This window comes from Bacillus sp. YP1 (assembly GCF_000877815.1).
Classification (GTDB): domain Bacteria; phylum Bacillota; class Bacilli; order Bacillales; family Bacillaceae; genus Bacillus; species Bacillus subtilis.
The window spans coordinates 945,604-970,638 of the sequence record NZ_CP010014.1 but is presented as its reverse complement, the minus strand read 5'-3'; the positions used below and the strand labels follow the sequence as shown (position 1 = coordinate 970,638).

Annotated in this window: 24 protein-coding genes and 1 other annotated feature; of the genes, 3 read left to right on the top strand and 21 right to left on the bottom strand. The window is 42.9% G+C overall.

Annotation, left to right across the window (positions count from 1 at the left end; translation table 11 throughout):
* Positions 1-28: 28 nt before the first annotated feature.
* Together pepF and coiA are read right to left on the bottom strand one after the other, a co-directional pair.
* Positions 29-1,858, bottom strand: a complete 1,830-nt coding sequence (gene pepF, locus QF06_RS04710; RefSeq protein WP_003245178.1) for an oligoendopeptidase F — start codon at positions 1,856-1,858, stop codon at positions 29-31.
* A gap of 229 nt (positions 1,859-2,087) precedes the next feature.
* The gene (gene coiA, locus QF06_RS04705; RefSeq protein ID WP_231573536.1) at positions 2,088-3,209 is read right to left on the bottom strand and encodes a competence protein CoiA; all 1,122 of its coding nucleotides are present in this window, start codon (positions 3,207-3,209) and stop codon (positions 2,088-2,090) included.
* A 73-nt stretch (positions 3,210-3,282) separates the two neighbouring features.
* On the opposite strand from coiA, the gene QF06_RS21720 reads away from it, so the two are divergent.
* Entirely contained in the window at positions 3,283-3,405 is a 123-nt protein-coding gene (locus tag QF06_RS21720; protein WP_003245684.1) for a hypothetical protein, read from the top strand.
* Here QF06_RS21720 and mecA read toward each other — a convergent pair.
* Together mecA and QF06_RS21715 are read right to left on the bottom strand one after the other, a co-directional pair.
* Complete coding sequence (gene mecA / locus QF06_RS04700) at positions 3,400-4,056, bottom strand: adaptor protein MecA (protein ID WP_003232942.1); 657 nt, start codon at positions 4,054-4,056, stop codon at positions 3,400-3,402. The genes QF06_RS21720 and mecA overlap by 6 nt on opposite strands.
* Positions 4,023-4,163, bottom strand: a complete 141-nt coding sequence (locus QF06_RS21715) for a hypothetical protein (protein ID WP_119122854.1) — start codon at positions 4,161-4,163, stop codon at positions 4,023-4,025. The genes mecA and QF06_RS21715 overlap by 34 nt, the downstream gene beginning before the upstream one ends.
* Positions 4,164-4,332: 169 nt before the next feature.
* Between QF06_RS21715 and QF06_RS04695 the strand changes: the two genes are divergently transcribed.
* Entirely contained in the window at positions 4,333-4,989 is a 657-nt protein-coding gene (locus QF06_RS04695; RefSeq protein ID WP_041850979.1) for a TerC family protein, read from the top strand.
* A 42-nt stretch (positions 4,990-5,031) separates the two neighbouring features.
* On the opposite strand, the gene spx is transcribed toward QF06_RS04695, so the two are convergent.
* From spx to oppA, 8 genes are all read right to left on the bottom strand, one after another.
* Positions 5,032-5,427: a transcriptional regulator Spx gene (gene spx, locus QF06_RS04690; protein ID WP_014476435.1), complete on the bottom strand. Its 396-nt coding sequence runs from the start codon at positions 5,425-5,427 to the stop codon at positions 5,032-5,034.
* Between the two features lie 180 nt (positions 5,428-5,607).
* The gene (locus QF06_RS04685) at positions 5,608-6,186 is read right to left on the bottom strand and encodes a GNAT family N-acetyltransferase (protein ID WP_003224597.1); all 579 of its coding nucleotides are present in this window, start codon (positions 6,184-6,186) and stop codon (positions 5,608-5,610) included.
* Between the two features lie 163 nt (positions 6,187-6,349).
* Complete coding sequence (locus tag QF06_RS04680; RefSeq protein ID WP_080332593.1) at positions 6,350-7,567, bottom strand: MFS transporter; 1,218 nt, start codon at positions 7,565-7,567, stop codon at positions 6,350-6,352.
* Positions 7,568-7,672: 105 nt separating this feature from the next.
* Positions 7,673-8,590, bottom strand: a complete 918-nt coding sequence (oppF, locus tag QF06_RS04675; protein ID WP_003245567.1) for an oligopeptide ABC transporter ATP-binding protein OppF — start codon at positions 8,588-8,590, stop codon at positions 7,673-7,675.
* A gap of 1 nt (position 8,591) precedes the next feature.
* Complete coding sequence (gene oppD / locus QF06_RS04670) at positions 8,592-9,668, bottom strand: oligopeptide ABC transporter ATP-binding protein OppD (RefSeq protein ID WP_015252358.1); 1,077 nt, start codon at positions 9,666-9,668, stop codon at positions 8,592-8,594.
* A gap of 4 nt (positions 9,669-9,672) precedes the next feature.
* Positions 9,673-10,590 carry an oligopeptide ABC transporter permease OppC gene (gene oppC, locus QF06_RS04665; protein ID WP_003232954.1) on the bottom strand — a complete coding sequence of 306 codons (918 nt, stop codon included), beginning with the start codon at positions 10,588-10,590 and terminating at the stop codon, positions 9,673-9,675.
* A gap of 3 nt (positions 10,591-10,593) precedes the next feature.
* On the bottom strand, positions 10,594-11,529 hold the full coding sequence (oppB, locus tag QF06_RS04660; RefSeq protein ID WP_003245554.1) for an oligopeptide ABC transporter permease OppB: 936 nt from the start codon (positions 11,527-11,529) through the stop codon (positions 10,594-10,596).
* 107 nt (positions 11,530-11,636) lie between these two features.
* Positions 11,637-13,274, bottom strand: a complete 1,638-nt coding sequence (gene oppA, locus QF06_RS04655; RefSeq protein WP_003232957.1) for an oligopeptide ABC transporter substrate-binding protein OppA — start codon at positions 13,272-13,274, stop codon at positions 11,637-11,639.
* Positions 13,275-13,744: 470 nt separating this feature from the next.
* Positions 13,745-13,959, top strand: a binding site (T-box leader).
* 58 nt (positions 13,960-14,017) lie between these two features.
* Here oppA and trpS point away from each other — a divergent pair.
* Positions 14,018-15,010: a tryptophan--tRNA ligase gene (gene trpS / locus QF06_RS04650; protein ID WP_003245134.1), complete on the top strand. Its 993-nt coding sequence runs from the start codon at positions 14,018-14,020 to the stop codon at positions 15,008-15,010.
* A gap of 34 nt (positions 15,011-15,044) precedes the next feature.
* On the opposite strand, the gene QF06_RS04645 is transcribed toward trpS, so the two are convergent.
* From QF06_RS04645 to fabH, 9 genes are all read right to left on the bottom strand, one after another.
* Positions 15,045-15,797, bottom strand: a complete 753-nt coding sequence (locus QF06_RS04645; RefSeq protein WP_003239298.1) for a YjbA family protein — start codon at positions 15,795-15,797, stop codon at positions 15,045-15,047.
* Positions 15,798-16,001: 204 nt separating this feature from the next.
* The gene (gene appC, locus QF06_RS04640) at positions 16,002-16,913 is read right to left on the bottom strand and encodes an oligopeptide ABC transporter permease AppC (RefSeq protein ID WP_003232961.1); all 912 of its coding nucleotides are present in this window, start codon (positions 16,911-16,913) and stop codon (positions 16,002-16,004) included.
* A 16-nt stretch (positions 16,914-16,929) separates the two neighbouring features.
* Complete coding sequence (gene appB, locus QF06_RS04635) at positions 16,930-17,880, bottom strand: oligopeptide ABC transporter permease AppB (protein WP_003245828.1); 951 nt, start codon at positions 17,878-17,880, stop codon at positions 16,930-16,932.
* Positions 17,881-17,955: 75 nt separating this feature from the next.
* The gene (locus QF06_RS04630; RefSeq protein WP_003245082.1) at positions 17,956-19,587 is read right to left on the bottom strand and encodes a peptide-binding protein; all 1,632 of its coding nucleotides are present in this window, start codon (positions 19,585-19,587) and stop codon (positions 17,956-17,958) included.
* Between the two features lie 87 nt (positions 19,588-19,674).
* The gene (appF, locus tag QF06_RS04625; RefSeq protein ID WP_003232964.1) at positions 19,675-20,664 is read right to left on the bottom strand and encodes an oligopeptide ABC transporter ATP-binding protein AppF; all 990 of its coding nucleotides are present in this window, start codon (positions 20,662-20,664) and stop codon (positions 19,675-19,677) included.
* Positions 20,661-21,647 carry an oligopeptide ABC transporter ATP-binding protein AppD gene (gene appD / locus QF06_RS04620; protein WP_003232965.1) on the bottom strand — a complete coding sequence of 329 codons (987 nt, stop codon included), beginning with the start codon at positions 21,645-21,647 and terminating at the stop codon, positions 20,661-20,663. The genes appF and appD overlap by 4 nt, the downstream gene beginning before the upstream one ends.
* A gap of 191 nt (positions 21,648-21,838) precedes the next feature.
* Positions 21,839-22,624: a DUF2268 domain-containing putative Zn-dependent protease gene (locus QF06_RS04615; protein ID WP_003232967.1), complete on the bottom strand. Its 786-nt coding sequence runs from the start codon at positions 22,622-22,624 to the stop codon at positions 21,839-21,841.
* Positions 22,625-22,699: 75 nt separating this feature from the next.
* Positions 22,700-23,941, bottom strand: a complete 1,242-nt coding sequence (fabF, locus tag QF06_RS04610) for a beta-ketoacyl-ACP synthase II (protein ID WP_003244890.1) — start codon at positions 23,939-23,941, stop codon at positions 22,700-22,702.
* Between the two features lie 22 nt (positions 23,942-23,963).
* Positions 23,964-24,902 carry a beta-ketoacyl-ACP synthase III gene (gene fabH / locus QF06_RS04605; protein WP_003232971.1) on the bottom strand — a complete coding sequence of 313 codons (939 nt, stop codon included), beginning with the start codon at positions 24,900-24,902 and terminating at the stop codon, positions 23,964-23,966.
* Between the last annotated feature and the right edge of the window lie 133 nt (positions 24,903-25,035).

The following is a 25,035-nucleotide window of genomic DNA, read 5'->3' as shown; positions in this document are numbered from 1 at the left end:
TGCGTCATTTCCGCACAGGCTTACTTTTTTAAGACTGCTTGACTTTCATCAGCAGCTCTTCCATTTCATCAAGTTTTTCTTCAAACATTTTGCACGCGGCTTCGATTGGCTCTGGAGACGTCATATCAACACCCGCTTTTTTCAGGACATCAATCGGGTATTGTGAGCTTCCCGCTTTCAGGAAGTCAATATAACGGTCAACCGCCGGCTTTCCTTCCTTCAAAATCTGGCTGCTTAATGCTTGGGCAGCGCTGTACCCTGTCGCATACTGATACACATAGTAATTGTAATAGAAGTGCGGAATACGCGACCATTCAAGGCCGATTTCCTTATCAATCACCATGCCGTCTCCAAAATACTTTTTATTCAGGTCGTAATAGACATTTGTCAGAAGCTCAGGTGTAAGCGGCTCGCCTTCTTGCGCCTTTGTATGGATCAGATGTTCAAATTCAGCGAACATCGTTTGTCTGAAAACCGTTCCCCTGAAGCCCTCAAGCATATGGTTGAGAATATATAAGCGCTGTTTTTCATCCTCTAAATTGTTCAGCAAATATTCGCCAAGGAGCGCTTCATTTGTCGTAGAGGCAACTTCCGCGACAAAGATACTGTAATTGCCGTATGGATAAGGCTGGTGCTTTCTCGTATAGTAGCTGTGTACGGAATGTCCAAACTCGTGCACGAGCGTAAAGAGATTATTGACGTTATTATGCCAGTTCATCAAAATATACGGATTCGTGCCGTAAGCTCCTGATGAATAAGCCCCATTGCGTTTGCCTTTATTTTCGTAAACGTCCACCCAGCGGTTTTCCAGTCCTTCTTTTAGGATAGAGGCATATTCTTCCCCTAAAGGTGCGAGGCCTTTCAGCATGTAATCTTTGGCTTCCTCGTATGTCACCTTCATCCCAGCATCTTTCACAAGCGGTGTATACAGGTCATAGATATGCACTTCATCAAGCTCAAGCACTTTCTTTCTTAGCGCAATATAGCGGTGCAGGAGCGGCAAATGCTTATTAATCGTCTTAACAAGGTTATCGTATACTTCCTCAGGAATACTGTTGTTAGAAAGCGCAGCCTCACGCGCGGACTTGTACTTTTTCACTCTCGCGTAGAAGTTGTCCTTTTTCACAGTGCCGCTTAGCGTCGTGGCCATTGTGTTTTTATATTGTCCGTACGTTTTATACACTGCGTCAAACGCATTTTTGCGGACTTCACGGTTTTCACTTTCTAAGAAATTAATAAAGTTGCCGTGAGTGATCTGTTTTTCATTCCCATCTTCGTCTTTAATGGATGGAAACGTTATATCTGCGTTATTTAACACACTGAATGTATTTGAAGATGACCCCAGTACCTCGGAGGCTTCAGCAAGCAGTGCCTCTTCCTTCTCGCTCAGCACATGCGGACGTTCCTTTGTAATCTCCTCAATCGCATGAGAGTACAGCTTTAATTCTTCTTTTTCAAGAATGAACTGCTGCAGTTTGTCTTCTTCTATGGATAAAATCTCCGGAACCAGATAAGCTGTCGCGCTTGCGGCCTGTGTATACAGGTTTCCCGCCTTGTCATTCAGCCCCTGGTAAAAGGAGTTCCCAGTATCCTGGTCAGAGCGCATATGCGCATATGTGTACAGCCTACCCAGCCGCTCCATCACTTTATCTTGATACGTAAGAGCCTCGTATAAATGATCAGCTGAATCTGCCAGCTTTCCTTTATACTTAGATAAATTCGGAATTAATTCTTTTACAGCTTGAAATTCTTTATTCCAGGCCTCATCACTAGGAAAAATATCCTCAAGTCTCCATGTGTCTTCTGCCTTTACCTCACTTCTGTCAGGCAGTTGGTTTGCTTTTTTTTCCTCAGCCATGGTGATCCCCCTCGTCTTCTTTGATTCAAGCCAATTGAAAAAACAGCTGTTTCTCAATAAACTTGTGTTGTGAATATCTTCCGGTTTTTCACTGCCTTTTGTCAAATCATATGCAGTAATGAAGAGAACGAATGCCAAAAAAGCAGTAAAAACACGAAAAACCTTTCCTTTTGTGCCTTTCACAGCCTGCCCACCACCTTTGTCTTAGGGTGAGCCAAATAAGACAAACTCATTCTATAAAACAGCTGCGGTCTCTTTCTATGAGATCCTGCATGGAGTGTATGCCGCCTGCAGGCTGATTCAGCACATATACTTCTTTCTGAGTCTCCCTTAAAAATCCCTTCTTGCACAAAAAATCAATATACTGTTTAACCGCTTCTGAAAGACACTCTTCGCTGCATTCGAACCTGAGTGCAATGTTCTTATTATGAATGTGCAGTTTGCACTGCTGCAAAACGGCTGAAAAACGAATTGGCGCACGTTTATCTCCAAGATCCGTCATAAACAAATAAAGAAATCCTTGCCACACAAAAACCGGACTCTTAAAAACTGCCCCTTTTCTAACAGGAACAAACACTTCAGTCGGCAGAAAAGAAAAAGGCGTCTGCCGTTTCTCATAAAACAGCAGCCTAAGGCGATTTGTTTCCTTTGAGTTAAACCGATGGGGTTTATGGCGAAAACGGTGAATCGCTTTCGTCCAGCCTGAATATTGAATTGAGGGTTTCGGTTCAGTGAAAAAAAGATCGCCTGCACCTGCCCGATGAATAGGGATCGTTTGGACTGAGGAATAAGAATGGTTTGTGTAGAATGGAATGATGTGGCTGAGCCGGAGAAAAGAACGCCTTTCAGGACAATAACATATCAGTTCTCTGTATGGACTTGCATTGATAAACTGCCAATGAAAAGTTGAAAGCTGATAAAAGGACGAAGCAGTCCGTTTTAAGCGGCTGTATCCCATAATCCACTGCGGGATGATTCCTTCTTGTTTGAAGCTCTCTGTCCGCTTTTGAAAGACATCTGGAGCGATAGTGGCGCATTGATATTCAACAGCAAGCATATGCTCCTTGATTCTTGCCATGACGTCCGGTCTTTGGTTGATTGTCCTTATATACGGCTCCAATATTGGTGAAGCCCGTTGTGTTTTCAGCCATACATACAGCTGTCTTTTTCCTTCTAAGTGGTAGGCGCTTTCCGGTTCGATGTCTATGGAGCAGGACTTGTTCTGTTTATGGGCAAAATGCGGCGCTTTTTGAAGTCCGAGCTTCACAGCTAGCTCTCCTCCGCATACCGGACAGAAGAACCGTCTCCGCTTTAATTTCTGGTTTTGCTGAGCGCCTAGAAGGTGAAACATTTGGCCGTCTTCAGTCACAGCACTAAACAATTGTCATCTCTCCTTTCCAGATGAAGTATACTTTCTGGAAAAGATGATCAACTCCTGTTCGCTGTATTTTCTGCTTGTCTATATGTTTTTGATTTTTCACATCTCTAAAATGGCATTTTCGTGCATAAAAAAAACCGATTTCCGGAAGGAAATCGGTTTGCTATGATGCAAAGTGTTTTTTTATCGTTTCTAGAGCATGCTCTGAAATAATCAGCTTGCCGTACTCTTCAAGACGGTGTATGCTGATTGAGGATTCATTTGCGTACTCCAGCAGGATGCTTAGCTGATTTTCAACCTCTTCATCAGTCATATTGCAAAAATCTACATATAAATAATATCGGTTCTCAAACGAATATAAAGTCGTTTTGCTTCCGTTAACGTTCAAATTAGATAGAGAAATAACATCCTCAAAATCGCCAAATCGCAAGACAAATTGAAGCTTTTGCTCCTTCTCTTCCTGATTGACGGCTTGCTCTTCTTTCTGGAAATCATCCAGCAAGGCGTCAAGATCCTCAGATGCTGGTTCTTGCTTTTTATCCTCAGGAATCGGCAGTTCGAGCTTTTGTCCGTCTTTGGAAAGCTGGGCTTTTGTGACGATGATTTCTAATCCTTTGTCCAGTGCCTGAACTTGAATCCAAAGTGGGCCTTCCACAGCGAATTCCTCTTCTTCATGAACTTCATCCATGACTTCCCAGAAAAGTTCTTCACTGCGCTCACGGTTATACCAAATTTCTTCTCTGTCAAAACCGCGATCTTCAATATCTCCGTAAGACATATAAAATTTTACTGTATGCTCGTTAATTCTTTCAATTTCCATTTGCCAACCTTCCCTTCTATATAAGATGTTGAAGGGACATCTAAGCTCCCGATTAATTGTACTTTACTACACTTTACCCATTCCGTCCACATCTTAACCTTAACCAAGGCCAGTGTGAATTCCTTTGTATTTCTATTTTATGATAAAACAGTCACAAAAGAAATAAAAATGCACCTTTGCCTAAAAAACGGCAGATCAGGCGGCTGATATCATAAAATATGACCTGTCTCATATAGTAGTAGTACAAGCGAAGGACTGAAAGCGAGGTGCCGCTTCATGGAGCATGAGTATCTGATTTCTCTGCTTGTCATTGTTGGGATTGACCTGATCCTCGGCGGAGATAACGCGGTTGTTATTGCCATGGCCAGCAGACATTTGCCGGACAAGCAGAGACAGCAAGCCATTATTCTCGGAACATTTATTGCCGTTGCCATGAGAATCGGATTAACAAGTGCAGCAGTATATCTTTTGAACATTCCGTTCTTGCAGTGCGCCGGCGGAATTTTCCTGCTGTATTTAGGATATCAGCTGCTGATTGAAAAAAAAGACACGAAGCACATTAAAAGCAGCACCTCCCTGTGGAGAGCGATACGAACGATTGTGCTTGCAGATCTCTTTATGTCGCTGGACAACGTCATCGCAGTTGCGGGAGCATCACGCGGTGAGTTTTCTCTCGTTGTTATAGGTTTGTGTGTATCGGTTCCGGTTATTATTTGGGGCAGCAAACTCATCCATATTGCACTAGAGAAAATACCGCTTCTGATTTACGCGGGAAGCGGGCTGCTTGCTTATACTGGCGGAGAAATGATTGTCAGAGACAAAAAGCTGTCGCTTTTTATGGCGCAGCACGGCACAGTCGAAACGCTCCTCCCCATTTTGACGGTTGCGTTTGTCATCCTTGCGAGCATTTATTACCAGCAGGTTGAAAAATAAAAGAAGGCTGATCACTCAGCCTTCTTTTGATGATACGATCTATTAGTTTGCCAAACGCTGTGCTTCTCTTAATTGGAAAGAGCGAACTTTTCTTGGCAGGAAACGTCTGATTTCGTCTTCGTTATATCCGACCTGCAAACGTTTTTCGTCAATGATGATCGGACGGCGAAGCAAACCTGGATGCTCGTTGATCAAGCGGTACAAATCTTGCAGCGGCATAGATTCAACGTTCACATTCAGTTTTTGGAATACTTTTGAACGGGTTGAGATGATTTCATCTGTTCCATCCTCAGTCATTCGAAGAATTTGTTTTATTTCATCAATTGATAAAGGTTCAGAGAAAATGTTTCTTTCTACAAATGGAATATCGTGCTCCTCGAGCCACGCTCTCGCCTTTCTGCATGAAGTACAGCTTGGTGATGTGTATAGTGTAACCATTCATCTTCACTCCTCTAATTAGTAGGATGAACATCTATTTTATTCTTAAATTGAAATTACTCTAAAAAAGGAATCTTTACAGGTATTATACTATAAAAAAGTAAGTGTGAACAGTATCCTAAGAAAAAAATGTGTCAATCCAGCAAATTTTTAATGTTCATGATATGTTCTAATTCTCAATTAGCTTAACTGATCGAAAATATTTTTTTGTTTTTCTTCATCAATGAGTTTCAGGACTTCATCCGTTTTTTCGTACGATTCTCCGTACCATTTCTCGTCTTTATAAGTATGAATGTTTTCATATGTCTGTTTCATGGCTTCAAGAATTTCTTCTTCTGATTCTGTTTTTGGTGACCAGTACAGAATCTCCATCTTGTTTACTTCATTCGTAGCCAATGACCGGCGCCGGTACCCAATTGACTGAGCATGCTTGAAATGCTCTCTTTGATAAAACCTCAGGCGTTTTTCTGTATCAGTATCATCTTCATCCACAGGTTCCACCTCGAGCAATATGGGCTTATTTTTCTTTTTCAGCTTCGCGATCAATTTGCCGCCAAGCCCCTGCCCTCTTGCATCCTTAGACACATACAGATAATCAACGAAGATAAAAGAATCGAACTCCGCAAACATTAAAATATGATGTTTGCCTTCATCTTTATGATAAATATCGCTTCGCTCTTTCAGAAGAGCTTCCATATGCGCTTTTGATTTCATTTCTTCAATTGGAAAGTACTCGCTAAGCTTTTCATACCAGTTCATTGATTTGCTCCTTATGAGTTCGTTGTCTTCATACTTTTAGATATACCCCATTTCTTCTTGTTTAAACAGCCTTACATCTATAAAGACGTGCGAACTTCCGCCATGGTTTCATTTTTTTTCAGCAAAAACGGAGCCAGCTGCTCCGTTCATTTTGAAGTGTATCTCATTGAACTCGGTTTTCCCGCCTGTAATGAATCAGGCGGGGCTGCGCCAGTGCAATCAGAAATGTCATGATATATAATGCAGCAGCCGCGATAAAAGCTATTTTCGCACCAGCAGCATCAGCCACTAGCCCCATAATGGAGTAGGTGACGCCTGACCAAGGAGTCAAAATCGCATTTTTTGCAGCCATGATTCCGATTCGTTTCTGCTCGGGAATAACCTCCTGCAGCATGGTTTCCTGGCAAATATCACGCACCTGATAAAAAGGCCCCATTGCAGCACAAGCCAGAGCGCATAAAAATGGGACTGGAGAAAATGAAAACAAAAGGGTCAGCGCCGACATTACAAGCGAGCTGAACATAATGGCATAGCCCATATTCCGCTCAAAAAAAGAAGAAAAACGAATGGCAATCACACTGCCGACAATTGCGCCTATAAAATAGGAAGCGTTAAACATCCCCCACCACACCTCTGTTTCATGCAAAACAGCCGCAGTAAATGCGAGGAGAATAGCAGATGACCATACGGAACCCGCCAAAGCTTCTATCACGTCCATTACAGTAATGTCTCTTACAATAGGGATGATCATTAAATCCTTCCATATACTTCTGGCAGATGCTGTTTCAGCAGTTCCTACAGCCTCTTCTTCATTTACATGCAGCACACTGATGGAAGCTCCCGATAGAACTAACAGGCAAATGGCAGCGCCGACAACGAGTTCAAAAGGGACGGCGTACGTCAGAAGGCCTCCAAGGCCCCAGCCTGCTGTTAAGAACAATTGATTCGAGAGGGAGATCACACCATTCGCTTTTACATATTGCTTCTTTGGAACAATAATCGGCAGCAGCGCAAATCTTGCCGGCTGAAAAAAAGCGCCCGCGAAGGAAAAACAAAACACAAACAGCAGCGTAATCCAAAAGAATGCCTGTCCGTGATGAGTGACGCTGTATGCCATCAGGATTGTAAAGACCGCTCTCAGCAGATTCGCTCCCGCAAGCACCTTTTTAAAACCGAGAATGCGAAGCACCGGAGAGACGCAAAAGCTTGCTGCTATACTCGCAAACGACATGAACGATAAAATAAGGCCTGCCAAAAAAACGGAGTCAGTCATTTGATAGACCCGGACCATTAAAACGATTGTGACGAGGACTCCTGCTAAAGATTGAAAAGATTGAGACAGCAATAGCGCAAAAACATTTTTGTTATGCAGAAATTGAATCGTATTTCGCCTCCGCTTTTTCCTCTAATTGTAAATGATATCATTCTCACTTTCTATGAGGACGCAAAAAAATCCTTCAAGAGATTCTCTTGAAGGATTGATGAATCATGAAAAAGCTTTAAATTCGGCTTCCGTGCACATCACAAAATGTCCCGGTTTGACTTCACGGAATTCCATCGTTTCCCCATCCTTTAATTGATGGACAGACGGATCATATTTCTGGCGAACGCGATTTCTCTCATAGTCTGGATCTGGAAGCGGAATCGCAGAAAGCAATGATTTTGTATACGGGTGAAGCGGATTCTCATACAGCTCATCTGCCGGCGCAAGCTCAACCAGTTTCCCGAAATACATGACTCCAATGCGGTCACTGATGTATTTGACCATCGATAAATCGTGGGCAATAAACAGGTATGTGAGCCCTTTTTCTTTTTGCAGTTCTTTCATTAAATTCACGACCTGCGCTTGAATAGATACATCCAAAGCGGAAATCGGCTCATCCGCGATAATGAATTCCGGATCAACAGCAAGCGCTCTGGCAATCCCGATTCTTTGGCGCTGGCCGCCGGAAAATTCATGAGGATAGCGGTTCGCGTGTTCCTTGTTTAATCCCACTGTTTCCAATAGTTCATGAACTCGCTGCATCCGCTCTTTTTTCGTTTTTGCCAGCTTATGAATATCAAGGCCTTCAGCAATAATATCAGCAACTGTCATTCTCGGATTCAGGGATGCATATGGGTCTTGGAAAATCATCTGCATTTTGCGGTTGAATTCCAGCAGCTTTTTCCGCGATTTTCTCCCGTGCACATTTTCGCCGTTGAACAGCACCTCACCATCGGTTGCTTCGTACAGCCGGATAATGCTTCGGCCTGTTGTCGATTTACCGCAGCCTGATTCACCAACCAGCCCTAATGTTTCACCTTTATAGATATCAAATGATAAATCATCTACAGCTTTGACCGTTCCCCTTGGTGTGACAAAGTGCTGTTTTAAATGTTTGATTTCTAATAATTTTTCAGTCAATTCATTCACCTTCTCTCACTAAGACAGGTTTTTCATACGTATTTGCCAGTTTACGCATTTTCGCTTTTACCGCTTCAGGCGGCTCTACCTTTGGCGCGTCAGGATGAAGCAGCCACGATTTGACATAATGAGTATCAGATACCTTAAACATTGGCGGCTCCTGTTCAAAATCGATTTTCATCGCATAAGGGCTCCGCAGGGCAAAAGCATCTCCTTTTGGCGGGTTTGTCAAATCAGGCGGTGTGCCCGGAATGGCAGTCAGCTCTTCCTCTCCTGAACTTTCCAGTGTCGGCATGGATGCAAGAAGCCCCCAAGTGTACGGATGTCTCGGATCGTAGAAGATTTCGTCTACCGTACCGGTTTCTACAATCTGTCCCGCGTACATGACAGCGACCCGGTCAGCAACGTTAGCCACAACACCAAGATCGTGTGTGATAAAGATGATGGACGTGTCAATTTTCTTTTGCAAATCCTTCATTAATTCCAAAATTTGCGCTTGAATCGTTACATCAAGAGCAGTTGTCGGCTCATCGGCGATCAGAAGCTTCGGATTCGCTGCAAGCGCCATGGCAATGACAACCCGCTGCCTCATTCCGCCTGAAAATTCGTGCGGAAATTGGTTCACCCGCTTTTCCGGCATTGGGATACCGACTAATTCCAGCAGTTCAACCGCGCGTTTTTTAGCCGCTTCCTTCGAGATCTTTTCGTGTTTAAAAAGCACTTCCGTAATTTGTTTACCGACCTTCATCGTTGGATTTAAGGAGGTCATCGGATCCTGAAATATCATGCCGATCTCTTTTCCTCGGACATTTTGCATTTCTTTTTCGGACAGCGGCACCAGATCCTTCCCTTCAAACAGGATTTCACCGCGTTTGAAATAACCCGGAGGCATTGGAATCAGCTTCATAATCGCTTGAGAGGTTACACTTTTTCCGGAACCTGATTCGCCGACGATAGCCAGCGTCTCTCCTTTATCCAGATGGAAATTCACTCCGCGGATCGCCTGGACCTCTCCGCCATATGTTTTAAATGAAATTGCTAAATCTTTTACTTCTAATAGGCGTGTCACCCGTATCACTCCCTTATTTACGTAACTTAGGATCCAATGCGTCTCTTAATCCGTCGCCGACAACGTTGAAACCAAACATTGTAATGCAGATAAATCCGGCAGGGAAGAATAAACGCCACGGATAATAGGTCAATGCAGGCAATCCGTCAGAAGCCATCGTTCCCCAGCTTGCCAGCGGAGCCGGAACACCAAGTCCCAAATAGCTTAAAAAGGCTTCTGTGAAAATCGCAGTAGGAACTGTCAGTGTCATCGTGACCAAAATAGAACCCATTGCGTTTGGCACGATATGTTTAAATAGAAGACGGGATGTTTTTGCACCCAGTGTCTGTGAAGCAAGCACATACTCCTGATTCTTCAGCTGCAGCACTTGTCCGCGCACGATTCTGGCCATATTAATCCAGCCTGTAATCGTCATGGCAATAATAATCGTAAATAGACCTTTCGGAAGAACAACCATCAGTAAGATAACCATTAATAATGAAGGAACTGCCCAAAGGATATCAGCGATACGCATCATGATTTCATCTGTTCTTCCTCCGCGGAAGCCTGAAATGCTCCCCCAAATGACGCCGATCAGCAAATCGAGAACAGCAGCTGCAACACCGATAAAGATTGAGATTCGCGCCCCTACCCATGTACGGACGAAAATGTCCCGTCCAAGATCATCTGTTCCGAACCAGTGATCTTTTGAAGGCGGCTTATCCGCATTTAAGAGATTAGTAGTTGAATAATCATACCTTGAGAACATCGGCGCAAAAATTGCCATAAGGATAATAAGTACGATAATGATAAGCCCGACCATTGCAAGCTTATTGCTGCGGAAGCGAAGCATCGCATCTTTCCAGAGGGAAAGGCTCTTTTTACTTATTTTTTCTGCATCGCCGGCATTCGCTGCGGCTGGTTCAAACATGTTTTTTGGAATGTTCTGCATGGCCTAGGCTCCTTTCTTTGCTTTGGAAAGCTTGATTCTTGGATCAATAATGCCGTATAACACATCTACGATTAATACACACAATAGCAAGATGACACTGAAGAACACCGTTACACCCATAATGACCGTATAATCACGGTTTGTAATACTGTTGACGAAGTGTGCACCAAGCCCCGGAATCCCAAAAATGGTTTCAATAATGAAGCTCCCCGTTAAGACCTGTGCGGCCATCGGGCCCATATATGTAACAACCGGCAAAAGTGCGTTTCGAATGGCGTGCCGCACTGTAACCGCTGGGCGGGAAAGCCCTTTCGCTTTCGCTGTGCGGATATAATCACTGTTTAACACTTCGATCATGCTTGAACGGGAAAGTCTGGCAATAAACGCCATCGGCATGGAAGCAAGTGCGATGGAAGGCAAAAAGGTGTATGCCCAGGAATCCCACCCCGCGACCGGAAACAGCCCAAGCTTCATGGAGAACACATATTGCAGAACAGCCGCCATGATAAAGCTCGGAACCGAAATACCAAATATCGTTAAAATCGCGACGGTATAATCCTGCCACTTATTATGGTAAAGGGCTGCAATGACCCCAAACAATACACCTAACGCTAAAGCGAGGAGAATAGCTTCTGCTCCAAGAGTAAATGAAACGGGGAAACCTGAACTGATCAGGTCGTTAACACTCTGACCTTTATATTTAAATGACGGTCCGAAATCCCACATTGCAACTGATTTCAAATAACTGACATATTGTACAAACAGCGGCTTGTCCAAGCCATAATGCGCATTTAAATTTGCTTCAATTTCAGGCGGAAGCTTTTTCTCACCTGAAAATGGCCCGCCCGGTGCTGCTTGCATTAAGAAGAATGTCACAGTTACAATCACAAATAGTGTGATAATCATATAGACTAAGCGTCTTCCGATATATTTTAGCAAGGGGGAACACCTCCATGGTTTTTACATTTTTATACTCCATCAGTAAGAAAGGTATATGGGGCTTTTCTCCCCATATACCTTGAGGTCTTTTATTTTCAGACGTAGCCTTATTTAAAATATGCGTTTCTGAAATAAACCTCACCAGTACCTGGCATGATAACACCTTTTAGGTTTTCATCCTGTACCCAAGTATCAGTATAGAAATAGATTGGGGCAACCGGCATTTCATCAATGAAAATACCTTCTGCTTTTTTCAGCAGCTCTGCACGTTTTGTTTTATCTGTTTCAGTTTGTGACTGATTCAGAAGCTTTTTGAATTCTGGATTTTCCCAGCCTGTATCGTTATTTCCTCCGTTTTTGTCGCGGAACAATTCAAGGAAGTTGATAGGATCATTGAAGTCGCCGAGCCAGCCCATACGGCCGATTTGATAATCTTGGCTGTGGAGCTTATCAATATAGACATTCCACTCTGAGTTATCAAGCTCAACATCAACGCCTAAATTTTTCTTCCACATTTCTTGTACTGCTTGAGCGATTTTCGCGTGTGCGTCATCAGTGTTGTAAGACAATTTGATTTTTGGCAAATCAGATGCCTTGCTTAAGCCCATTTCTTTTAGGCCTTTTTCAAGGTATTCTTTTGCTGTTTTGACATCATTGTCTTTGAAGTATCCTTCTTTGTTATCCTCAAATCCCTTCATTGTAGGCGGCACTGCAGCCATTGCCGGGATTTGCTCTCCTTGCGTAACGTTTTTAACAATCGACTGACGGTCAAGCGAATATGTTAAAGCTTTACGGATATTGACGTTGTCTAATGGCTTAGCTTCAGTGTTGAATTTGTACCAATACACTCCTGCAATCGGCTCAACATGTAAAGAACCGTCTTTTTTCAGGGTCGGCAGGGATTCTGTCGGAAGCTGTCCGAGCGGCATACCGGCCCAATCAAGTTCGCCAGCTTGGAATTTTTTTAGTTCCGTATTGTTATTGTTGATCATAACCATATCGATTTTCTTCAGTTTGACTTTGTCTTTATCCCAATACTGGTCATTTTTTTCGAGAGTAATAGAGCCGCTGTGTTTCCATGCCGTCATTTTGAACGGCCCGTTTGATACATAATCATCTCCGGCATTTGTATTCCACTTTTTATTTTTCTCTGCAATTTTCTTATTGATCGGCATATACGTATAGAACGCAGTTAATTCAGTGAAATATGGAGTCGGGTTATTTAATTCAACCTTCAGCGTTTTGTCATTCACAGCTTTTACTGCCACATCGTCTAGGCTGCCTTTTCCGGTATTCGCCGCTTCAGCACCTTTTATGTAGTAGAGCTGGTAAGCGTATTGTGATTCATTATTAGGGTCAAGCGCCCATTTCCAAGCATATTCAAAATCTTGTGCAGTTACAGGGTCTCCATTAGACCATTTCACACCATCACGAATGGTAAATGTATATGTCTTTCCGTCCTTGCTCGTTTCAATTTTAGAAGCCATGCCTTCTTCAGGCTCACCATCTGCATTGATACGTGTCAATCCTTCAAAAGTCTGACGGATAACACCGCCTGATACTGAATCATTTGCCAATCCCGGATGTAAGGAGAACGGCTCAGTTTTAATATTAATGTTAAGTGTCGTCTTTCCTTTACTGTCCTTTTTCCCTTCACCGTTTGATCCGCTGCCGCCAAAGCCGCACGCGCTCAGCACGAGAGTGAAAATGAGCATCAACGTGACAATCGACCAACGTTTTTTCATATTCGCAAACCCCCTAATAATAATTTTCAGCTCCTTACGGCTAAATCCTCAGAAATATCAGACAAATGAACCTGAGTTTCCACAACTTTTATTCTGTTCCGTCTTTTCTGATTATTTTTGTAAAAAAGCTGTAACAATAGAGTGAACAAGTTCATTATAATGAAACAAATAATTTATTGCAATATTATTTTATCAATTTAAAATATTTAAACTTCGTTAGTTTTTCTTCCATGAACATAATATCCTTCTACCATTTAAAGCATAAATTGATTAAAAACTTTTTCATGTGTTTTCTGCCCATATTGCTTTTTACATATAATATCTGCCTGTTTTTACGCTGATAGCAGTTATCATTTAAGGATTTTACAGCACTCGTGTTATTTATATTATTACAATTTTACTGGAAAAAAGAATGTTTTTTCATGATGACAATTGGTTATAATTGATTTATAATGAAGCAATCAAAAGAAAAGCTTGCTATGAAAAAGAGTAGTACACGTTTCACCTGTTTGAAGAGAGTCTGCGGTGCTGGGAGCAGATAACGGGCAATGTGGAATGGACTTTGGAGCAGCTGACCGAACTGGAAAAAAGTAGGCTCAGCCGGAGCAGTCTCCGTTACAAACGTCAGAGTGATTCCATTTTAATGGAATAATCAGGGTGGTACCACGGTTCATTCGTCCCTTTTTTACAGGGGAAGAATGAGCCTTTTTTATTATGTTTTAAGAAATGAGGTTGATGTTTTCATGAAACAAACGATTTTTTCAGGCATTCAGCCAAGCGGCTCAGTGACGCTCGGCAACTATATCGGTGCAATGAAGCAGTTTGTCGAACTGCAGCATGATTATAACAGCTATTTTTGCATCGTCGATCAGCATGCGATAACTGTTCCTCAAGACCGGCTTGAGCTTAGAAAGAATATCCGCAATCTCGCGGCGCTTTACTTAGCTGTCGGACTTGATCCAGAAAAAGCAACATTGTTTATTCAGTCAGAGGTCCCCGCACATGCGCAGGCCGGATGGATGATGCAGTGTGTCGCCTATATCGGCGAGCTTGAGCGGATGACTCAATTTAAGGACAAATCCAAAGGCAATGAAGCTGTCGTCTCCGGCCTGTTAACATATCCGCCGCTGATGGCCGCTGATATTCTGCTGTACGGAACGGATCTTGTACCTGTCGGCGAGGATCAAAAGCAGCACCTTGAGCTGACGCGGAATCTTGCAGAACGCTTCAACAAAAAATACAACGACATCTTTACGATTCCGGAAGTGAAAATTCCAAAAGTCGGTGCACGTATCATGTCTCTGAATGATCCGCTGAAGAAAATGAGCAAATCTGATCCGAATCAGAAAGCTTATATTACATTGCTGGATGAGCCGAAGCAGCTTGAAAAGAAAATCAAAAGCGCAGTAACGGATTCTGAAGGCATTGTCAAATTTGATAAGGAAAACAAACCGGGCGTTTCCAACCTTCTTACAATTTATTCAATCCTCGGCAATACGACAATTGAAGAGCTTGAAGCAAAGTACGAAGGAAAAGGCTACGGCGAGTTTAAAGGTGATTTGGCAGAAGTCGTAGTGAACGCATTAAAACCGATCCAGGACCGCTATTACGAGCTGATAGAATCTGAAGAATTAGACCGGATTCTTGATGAAGGCGCGGAACGAGCGAATCGGACAGCAAACAAAATGCTGAAAAAAATGGAGAATGCCATGGGTCTTGGAAGAAAAAGACGCTAATCAAAAAACCGCTCTTTGCAAAGAGCGGTTTTTTTCAGTTGACCTTTGATTCGTTTTCCATTTCCCAAAGCTTTTCGAAAAAAGGCTGTCCTTTTATTAGGTTTTCGCAAAAAGCTAGGTGTTTGTCCGACCAGCCTTCAATTGTTTCGTTATACAGCATGTCCCAAATCTCTTCAAAGCTCATCCTTTTGATTTGTTCATACATATGCGGATTCCACTCTGTGTACCAGTAGCCAATTTCCGCTCGGTTTTTCAGCCCTTTTAATTGGTCAAGCGCCATAAACATCAGCTGCTTAATTTGCCGTTCTTTTCTTGTCAGTCCTCTGACATGTTCTGGTGCTAATGATAAGATGTGATATTCCTTGGAGGATTCCAGCTTCTTTGGCTCAAATTCATATGTTTCAGGCTCTACATCTTTTACCATTTCATAAACGAGCTGCTCCTGTCTTGGGATTAGACGGCTTTTTCTGACAGGGATCGTGTAGCCGATCGTGTCAACAGCTAAAATGCCGATTCCGTCTGTTACGACAAAACAATACTCAAGCTTTGTCCGCTCATGATTTTTTCGAATGTACGATTTCTGATGTACGTCTTCAAGCAAACCTTTCGGAAGCTCTGACAAATCGTTTTCTATGTAATGAAACAGTACTGACGGCACCCTTAACAGCGGCACCTGATCCAAAAGCTCAACCGTATCTTCCTTGCGCCATTCGTGAAAGTGGCATACATTGTAGCCATTTTCTTCCCCTTCAAACCAATTGACCCACACATCATGAAGAAATAACATCTCTAACCCCTCACTTTTATAAAAACTGTTGTCCACAGTATAGGCAAGGGATAGAGAAATTATTCCAAAGAGATTGAGGAAATCTGGAATCACTGGGTTTATGTAAGAATCATAAAAAGCAGATCTCTTTGTATATTTTCTGACTAAAGGAGACCTGCTTTTTTCTGATTTGGTGATATTTTATAACAGATATGATATTCATTTTTATTTAATATTTTTCGGGTCAAGCGCATCCCGCAGGCCATCACCGACAAAGTTGAAGCATAAAACGGTCATTAAAATAAATAGCCCGGGAAATAACGGGTACCACCATGCTTGAATCATTACTGTGAAATTCTGTGCGTCTTGAAGCATGTTCCCCCAGCTAGCGATTGGCGGCTGGATTCCAAAGCCCAAGTAGCTTAGCGCCGATTCAGCTAGAATAACAGACCCAACTTTCAGCGTAGCTGACACGATAATCGGCCCTAACGCATTGGGCAGGATATGAGAAAAAATAATTTTGTGCGTTTTTGTTCCAATTGTTTTAGCAGCAAGAACATATTCCCTTGAACGGAGCGACAAGAATTCTCCCCTTACTAATCGTGCTGTTGTGGTCCATCCTGTGAGACAGAAAATTAAAATCAATTTGTCCACACCCGGCTTGAAGATGGTGACCAGCGTGATCAACAAGAAAATATCAGGAATGGATAACACAATGTCAACTACACGCATAATGACAGCATCCACTATTCCTCTGAAATATCCGGCTAATGCTCCTAAAACCGTTCCGATCAAAATCGAACCGACTACGGACGCAAATCCAACCAATAAAGAGACACGCGCTCCATATAGGATCCGGCTGAAAATATCACGTCCAAATTTATCCGTTCCCATCAGATGTTCAAGGCCCGGCGCCTTATATTTATCAAGCAGGCTTTGCTGCTCTTGGGGATAAGGTGCAATTAAAGGGGCGAAAACAGCAGACATAATAATGATAAAAAGAATAACGGCACCTAAAATGGCCAGTTTGTTTTTCGAGAATTTTTCCCAGAAAATCTTTGTCATTGTTTCTGGCTTTTTCGAAATATTTTCTTTCAGCCTGATCTCCGGCGAGGGAGTTGTTTGCAGCTCTGACATCTCTGTTTCCCTCCTTTTAATATTCGATCCGCGGATCAACAATCGCGTAAAGGATGTCTGCAATGAGGTTTCCGACAACGACAAGAACCGCCGAGATCACAGTCATTGCCATGATAACCGGATAATCGCGCTGGAATGCTGAATCGACAAACAGCTTTCCTAATCCCGGCCAAGTGAAAATTTGTTCGACAACGACAGATCCGCCGATAAATGAAGGAATCATCAAACCGAAAATTGTAATGACGGGTAATAATGCATTCCTCAATCCATGTTTAAATAGCACTCTGTTCTCTTTAAATCCTTTTGCTCTCGCTGTGCGAATATAATCTTGATTTAATACATCAAGCATATTGGATCTCGTGTATCTCGTCAGTCCGGCCATGTCAGCTGTAGCTAGAACGAATGCAGGCAGAATTAAATGATGAATCCGGTCAAATATATTGAATTCGGTATTCAGTGTCTCGACACCCCCAGTTGGAAACCAGCCGAGATTTACCGATAACACCATAATCAAAATTAATCCAAACCAAAAGTTTGGAATAGCCAGGCCTATAAACGAGGTAAATGTAATGCCATAGTCGATTTTTGAATACGGCCGCTTTGCCGACAGGACACCGAACGGAATAGAAATCATAAGAGCCAAAATCGTTGAAACCAGCATCAGCAGGAGCGTATTGGGTAGTCTTGCCATAATCAATTCTGAAACAGGCGTTCCTTTTCTGACAATAGACGTTCCGAAATCACCCTGCACCATGTTGCCTAGCCACTTTAAATATTGAACGTACTGAGGATCATTCAGACCGTATTTTTCAATAAACTGCTCTCTGTCAGCCTGGCTGATTTTCGGGTCCATCATTAATGTCATCGGATCTCCGGGCGCGGCTTTCATGATAACAAATGATAAAATCGTAATTCCCAATAAAATCGGGATAGACATTAAGGTTCTTCTGATAATATATGCAGCCATATACTTGTCCCCCTTTACTTTCCTTATTAAAAACAGAAGAGGGAGAAAACGCTCTCCCTCCCCTTTAAGGGAAATTTATTTTGCAAGCCACCATTTTTCAATATTATACAAATCACGTTTCGGATGATATTTGTATCCTTCAAGATTTTCCGGCATTGCCATATGGTTGTTAGGATAATACAAGAACGTATACGGCTGATCTTCCGCAATTTTTTGATAGATTTGCTCATATTCTTTTGAATACTGCTTTCTGTCACTGATTGATTTTGCATCTTTCATGAGTTTATCCGCTTCGGCATTTTTATACCAAACGTAGTTCAAACCCTTTTTAATCTGGCTTGAATGGAAAATATCATATTGATCCGGGAATGTGGATAAACTCCATCCCATGACCATTGCATCAAAATCCCAATTCGGAGGATTCATTTGTTCAACGAGAGCGCTCCATTCAACGATCTGGGTTTTCACTTCAATGCCGATTTTTTTCAGCTGTTCCTGAACGACGACAGCGATGTCTTCACGGACTTTGTTTCCTTGGTTCGTTTTAAGGGTAAACGAGAATTTCTTTCCGTCTTTATCCAGAATGCCGTCACCGTTCGTATCTTTCCAGCCGGCTTCTGCAAGCATCTGTTTCGCTTTTTTCTCGTTGTACTCAAATTTCGGAACATCTATATCTTTAGGATAGTTCCAAGATAAAGGGCTTTCCGGAATGTAAGCTACCTCGCCGTCTCCATCTAATACTTGGCTGACGATTGACTCGCGGTCAAGAGCGGTTGTTAGCGCTTGACGAACCTTTTTATCCTTGAATAATTCATTTTTTTCATTCCACCCGATGTACACATAACTTAATGCCAAATCAGTAACGATTTTTAGGTTGTTGAATTTTTCAGCCGTTTTGTAGTCAGTGGCGGGCACATTAAAGAAATTAATATCGCCTGCCTGCAGCTGAGCAACGGCAGCATTTGCGTCAGGAATGACTTTATACGTCACAGTATCTAAATACGGTCTTCCTTCAAAGTAATCATCATTCGCTTCGAGCTTAATATATTGGCCCTGCTTCCATTCCTTAAACTTAAATGGTCCTGAACCGATTGGTTTCTTTCTGTTAAACTCATTTTCTTCTAAATCAGCAATCGGAACATTACCGAGAATATGTTTCGGCAGAATAGCTGTGCTGTCTAACGCATTGTTGTAGAAATTACCGTCTTTATATTTCAGCTTAAACAAGACTTCGTAATCGCCTTTTTTTTCTACGGATTTCAGCATTTCATATGTTGAACCGCGTTCTCCCTTGTAATCTTTGCTTAAAGGGACACTGTACGTAAATACGACGTCGTCTGCAGTCAGTTCTTTTCCGTCATGAAACTTAACGCCTTTTTTAATTTTCACATCATATGCAAGGCCGCCGTCTAATTCTTTAATGCTTTCAGCGAGTGACAATTTCACATTTAGTTTTTCATCCGTTTTCGTTAAAAAGCTGTACAGCATATTTTCAATATCCGTACTTGCGTCATCGGTAGAATACAGAGAGTTAAAAAGTGTGGGTTCTCCGATTGAACCAACAACCAAATCCCCGCCTTGCTGCGGTTTGCCTGCTGATTTTTTCGCGCTGCTGTTGCTTGATTTTGATCCCGAGCAGGCTGATAAAAAGATGGCCAGAACCATCAATACACTTAGCATCATCAGTGCGGTTTTCCGTCTTTTCATTAGATATTCCCCCTCTTGAAATGTTCGTTCTTCTAGGCTGTTGTTTATGTAGTGTGCATACCCCCTCTCAAAGCTGTGCGGGCAACATTAGCTATAAAGGTGACAAGCCACAAAGTGGCTGGGAGCAGCTTCTTTAAATTCTGGTATTTGTTCCTTGCATATCGGTTTTGCAACAGGACATCTTGTGTGGAATACGCAGCCTTTTGGCGGGTTGGCCGGACTAGGCAGTTCTCCCTTCAGGACAATGCGTTCACGTTTGACAGAACCTCTTTTTCTTGTAACCGGAACGGAGGATAAAAGCGCTTGGGTATATGGGTGAAGCGGGTTGTCATAAAGCTCATGCTTGCCGGTCAGTTCCATCATTTTGCCAAGATACATTACTCCGACTCTGTCGCTGATATGGCGGACGACACTCAGATCATGAGAGATAAATAGATACGTAAGATTAAATTCTTCCTGTAATTCCTCCATCAAGTTAATCACTTGGGCCTGAATGGATACATCAAGTGCGGAAACCGGCTCATCTGCAATGATCAGCTCTGGATTCAAAGTGAGTGCTCTGGCAATGCCGATCCGCTGACGCTGGCCGCCTGAAAACTCATGGGGATAACGGCCGGCAAACGACGGGTGAAGCCCTACTCTTGCAAGCAGCTCTTCAACTTTTTCGTTTCGTTCACGCATGGTATACATGTTGTGCGTATTAAACGGCTCCTTTATGATGGAACGCAGGGTCTTTCTCGGGTTTAACGAAGCAAATGGATCTTGGAAAACCATTTGAATATTTTTGCGGACACTCTTCCGCAGCTTCTCCTCTGACAGATTGGAAATATCCTGCCCTTTAAAAAGAATTTGGCCCTCTGTCGGTTTGTACAGTCTGATCATCGTTCTGCCGGCAGTCGATTTTCCGCAGCCCGACTCTCCAACGATTCCGAGTGTTTCTCCTTTTTTTAACGAAAATGAAACACCATCCACCGCTTTTACATCACCGACTTTTCTTTGAAAAAGGCCTGACCGGATCGGAAAGTATTTTTTTACGTCACGAAGCTCTAAGATTGTTTCTTGATTAGCTGCTGTCATGATTGTTCGGCACCCTCTTCCTCATATAAAAAGCATCTCACCGTTCTTCCGCTTTTGTGTGTCAAAAGCGAAGGCTGATTTGTCCAGCACTTATCCATAGCTTTCGGGCACCTTGGGGCAAAACGGCACCCCGGCGGCAGATTATCCGGTGTAGGCACACTGCCTTTAATCGCATTTAATTTATCAATCTCTCCATCTATAACAGGAATTGACGTAAGCAGGCCTTCTGTATACGGATGAAGCGGTTCTAAAAATAAGTCATCAACAGTGGCGTTTTCTACGACTTGTCCGCAGTACATGACAATCACTCTATCGGCAGCTTCAGACACGACACCTAAGTCGTGTGTGATGAGAAGAATCGATGTATTGAACTTCTGACAGAGATCTTTCATGAGCTCCAGCACCTGGGCTTGTATTGTCACGTCCAGCGCTGTCGTTGGTTCATCAGCAATGAGCAGTTTAGGATTACAGCTCAGTGCGATGGCAATCATCACCCTCTGTCTCATACCGCCGGACAGCCGATGCGGGTACTCCTTCATAATTTGCTCCGCCCGGGAGAAACCGACCATCTGCAAGAGTTCAACAGCTCGTTGACGGGCTTCTTTTTTCTTCATGTTTTTATGGTAAATCAGCACTTCGGTAATTTGTTCTCCGATTGTTAACACCGGATTAAGGGAGGTCATTGGTTCCTGAAAGATCATGGATACTTCGTTACCGCGGATTTTGCAATAATCGTTTTCAGTGAATGAGGTGAGGTCTTTGTCTTCGAGTTTAATAGAGCCGTCCATGATTTTTCCGCCTGAGCTTTGGACGAGGCCCATAATTGATAAAGAAGTAATGCTTTTTCCGGAGCCCGATTCACCTACAAGCGCGACGGTTTCGCCTTTGCTGATGTGAAAATCGACTCCGTCAACCGCAGGGATCGGCTCCTTTTTCCTGAAAAAATAAGTCTTTAAATTATTCACTTCTAAAAGTGTGCTCATGCTAGCTCCCCTTTCCCCCCTCTTGTTGTCAAACGTTTTCAAGAGAAAGCAATCCCTTTATTCAGAAATAATAAATAATATTGAATTATCGAAAAATTTTATAGTTGTATATTATTACAATCATTTTGCAAAATCAAGAATTTTTTAGGATAAATGTAATATTATTAATGAAATTCCATTATTTTATCCTTTTAAAGCATTGCATCCAAAAAGGTCTCAGCAGGAATGGACAGCCCGTCTGCGGTGCTTGCCTTGCTGGCGGTTAAATATTTTTTTACAATATTGAATCCAACTGCGTATCCAAGCATTTTTGGCTGATATCCTTTGCCGAATAACAGCTGGGGAAATAATCGATTATCCCGTTTGATATCCCGATGGGGCGCAATCTTTTTTTCATATAAAGCCTGAAGCTGTTCCGGTGTATACCAAGTCGTCCATTCAGCCGTTTGACTTCGGCCGAACCTCTCATAAACAGCATATTCCGCCAGCCCTTCCATGATGATTGTATCAAGTAATGTGACATCCTTTTCCTCTTTTGTCAGATGACCTAACCGGCAAACGTGATGATACTCATGCGTCATAAGGGCAGATACCGACCCAAAATCTAAATCTGACGAAAGAAAAAGGAACATTTTGTCTTGAAAGGCGAGTCCTGATTTTGATCCGAATTCTAAACGGATTCTCCTGTTTCGTTCATCAACCGGCAGCGTAACAATTGGTACATCAGGACCTTGCCATTTGTTTTTGAGGTACTGTTCTTCCTTTTGGATATGTCCGTAAAAACCTTTTTCCTTCAGCTTGGAAACCGTCTGAATACCCTCTTTTATGTTTTTAAACATCCCATGATGCTGAAGATGCCCCAGAATGCCCTTCCAGTTCTTTTTCTCCGCACCTGAAAAAAGCGGGATAATGTAATGCGCCAAATCATCTATTGAACCGGCCTTCCTGAGCCAGCTATATGTTTGTTCTACACTCATGTGATCGCCTCCTCTTTTAATCCTATGCACACAAAAAAAACCGGCTACCCTTTAAGGGCAGCCGGTTTGGCTTGATTATGATTGATATTTTTTAAAGATTAATGTTGCGTTGTGTCCGCCGAATCCTAATGAGTTGCTGAGAACATAATTAAGTTCCTGTCTGCGGGCTTCATCAGGCACATAATCCAAATCACATTCTTCGTCAGGTGTTTGAATATTGATTGTCGGCGGAATCACGCCTTCTTTAATGGCCAGGATAGAGAAAATGGCTTCAATACCGCCGGCTGCTCCTAAGAGGTGGCCTGTCATCGATTTTGTAGAGCTTACCGCAAGTTTATGCGCATGCTCGCCAAAAACGGTCTTAATCGCCATTGTTTCGTATTTGTCGTTGTAATACGTGCTTGTCCCGTGAGCATTGATGTAATCAATTTCTTCAGGTGCAATGCCTGCATCTTTAATGGCTTCTTGCATCGCTCTCGCTCCGCCTTCACCGTCTTGGGCCGGCGCTGTGATATGATAAGCGTCTCCGGTTGAGCCGTAGCCGACAATTTCTCCGTAAATTTTAGCGCCGCGGGCCAGGGCATGCTCAAGTTCTTCAAGAACGATAATCCCTGCACCTTCCCCCATGACAAAGCCATCACGGTTTTTATCAAACGGGCGGCTCGCTGTTTTCGGATCTGGATTAGTAGACAGCGCTTTGTTGGCACTAAAGCCGGCGAATGACATTCTTGTCAGCGGCGCTTCTGTTCCGCCTGTGACCATCACGTCTGCATCACCGCGCTGAATAACCTTAAACGCGTCACCGATGGAGTTCGTTCCTGTAGCACATGCTGTAACCGTACAAGAGTTCACCCCTTTTGCTCCTAATGCAATAGAAATCTGGCCTGTCGCCATGTCAGGAATCATCATTGGCACGAAAAACGGGCTTACCCGTCTTGGGCCTTTTGTTAAGAAGATTTCAAATTGAGACTCTAGTGTTTCAAGTCCTCCGATACCGGAGCCTACCCAAACACCGACTCTCGGCGCGATCTCATCGGTAATGTTAAGATCTGCATCTTCAACCGCCATTTTCGCAGCCACAACCGCATATTGTGTAAAGCGGTCCATTTTTCTGGCTTCTTTTTTATCCATATAATCTTCAACATTAAAATCTTTTAATTCAGCGGCAACTTTTGCCGGATATTCTTCAGCGTCAACACGAGTGATCGGACCGATTCCGGACACACCGTTGATTGCGTTATTCCAACTTGTATCGACGTCGTTGCCAAGTGGAGATAATGCTCCAAGTCCTGTAACAACTACTCTTTTTTTAGTCATCTTGTGTGCACCTCACCTTTTTTTATCGGCCCCAGCGGATTGCAATGGCGCCCCATGTTAGTCCTCCGCCGAACCCTACCATAACGACCACATCGCCGTCTTTGATTTTACCGGCTTCCAATTCTTCTACAAGAGAGATCGGAATGGATGCGGCAGAAGTATTTCCATATTTATGAACAGTTTTAGACATCTTTTCGACAGGAAGCTCTAAACGCTCGCGAGCAGCTTCCATGATACGGATGTTCGCCTGATGCGGAATCAAAAAGTCGACATCCTCTTTTGAAAGTCCGGCTTTTTCAATGACATTTACGCATGATTCTCCCATTTGGCGGACTGCAAATTTGAAAACTTCTCGTCCATTCATGATTGTATGTCGTTTTTCATTCAGATACAAGTGCTGACCGCCTGTGCCGTCGGCTCCTAGTTCAAATGAAAGGATTCCTCTGTCATCACTGACTGGCCCGACTACCGCAGCGCCTGCTCCGTCTCCAAACAGAACGGCTGTATTGCGGTCTTCCCAGTCGGTAATGCTTGAGAGCTTCTCTACACCAACAACTAGAACATGCTTGTAGGTTCCGGATTCAATAAATTGTTTACCGGTTACAACCCCGTACATGAAGCCCGCACAAGCCGCGCTGATATCCATAGCACACGCTTTCTTCGCGCCGAGTTGTTCTTGAATCATACAAGAGACCGTAGGGAATGACTGATCAGGTGTAACAGTTGCAACCAAGATCATATCCAGATCCTCAGCAGCCACTTCAGCTTGTTCCAGCGCATTTTTCGCTGCTGCAACAGCCATATGTGATGAAAACACATCATCTGCTGCGATTCTTCTTTCTTCTATTCCTGTTCTTGTACGAATCCACTCGTCAGAAGTTTCAACCATTTTTTCAAGATCATGATTTGTTAAAACCTTCTCAGGAATGTAACGTCCAACACCAAGTATTCCAGCTTTCATTAGGGAAGACTCCTTTATATCTTAAATTTAGAAGATCAATCAGGTTGTGATCAATTATTAGTATCAGGTACTAATTCTATCCTATTTTTTTTCACATGGCAATATATTCGTCTAAACTATCAGTTCATCTTAC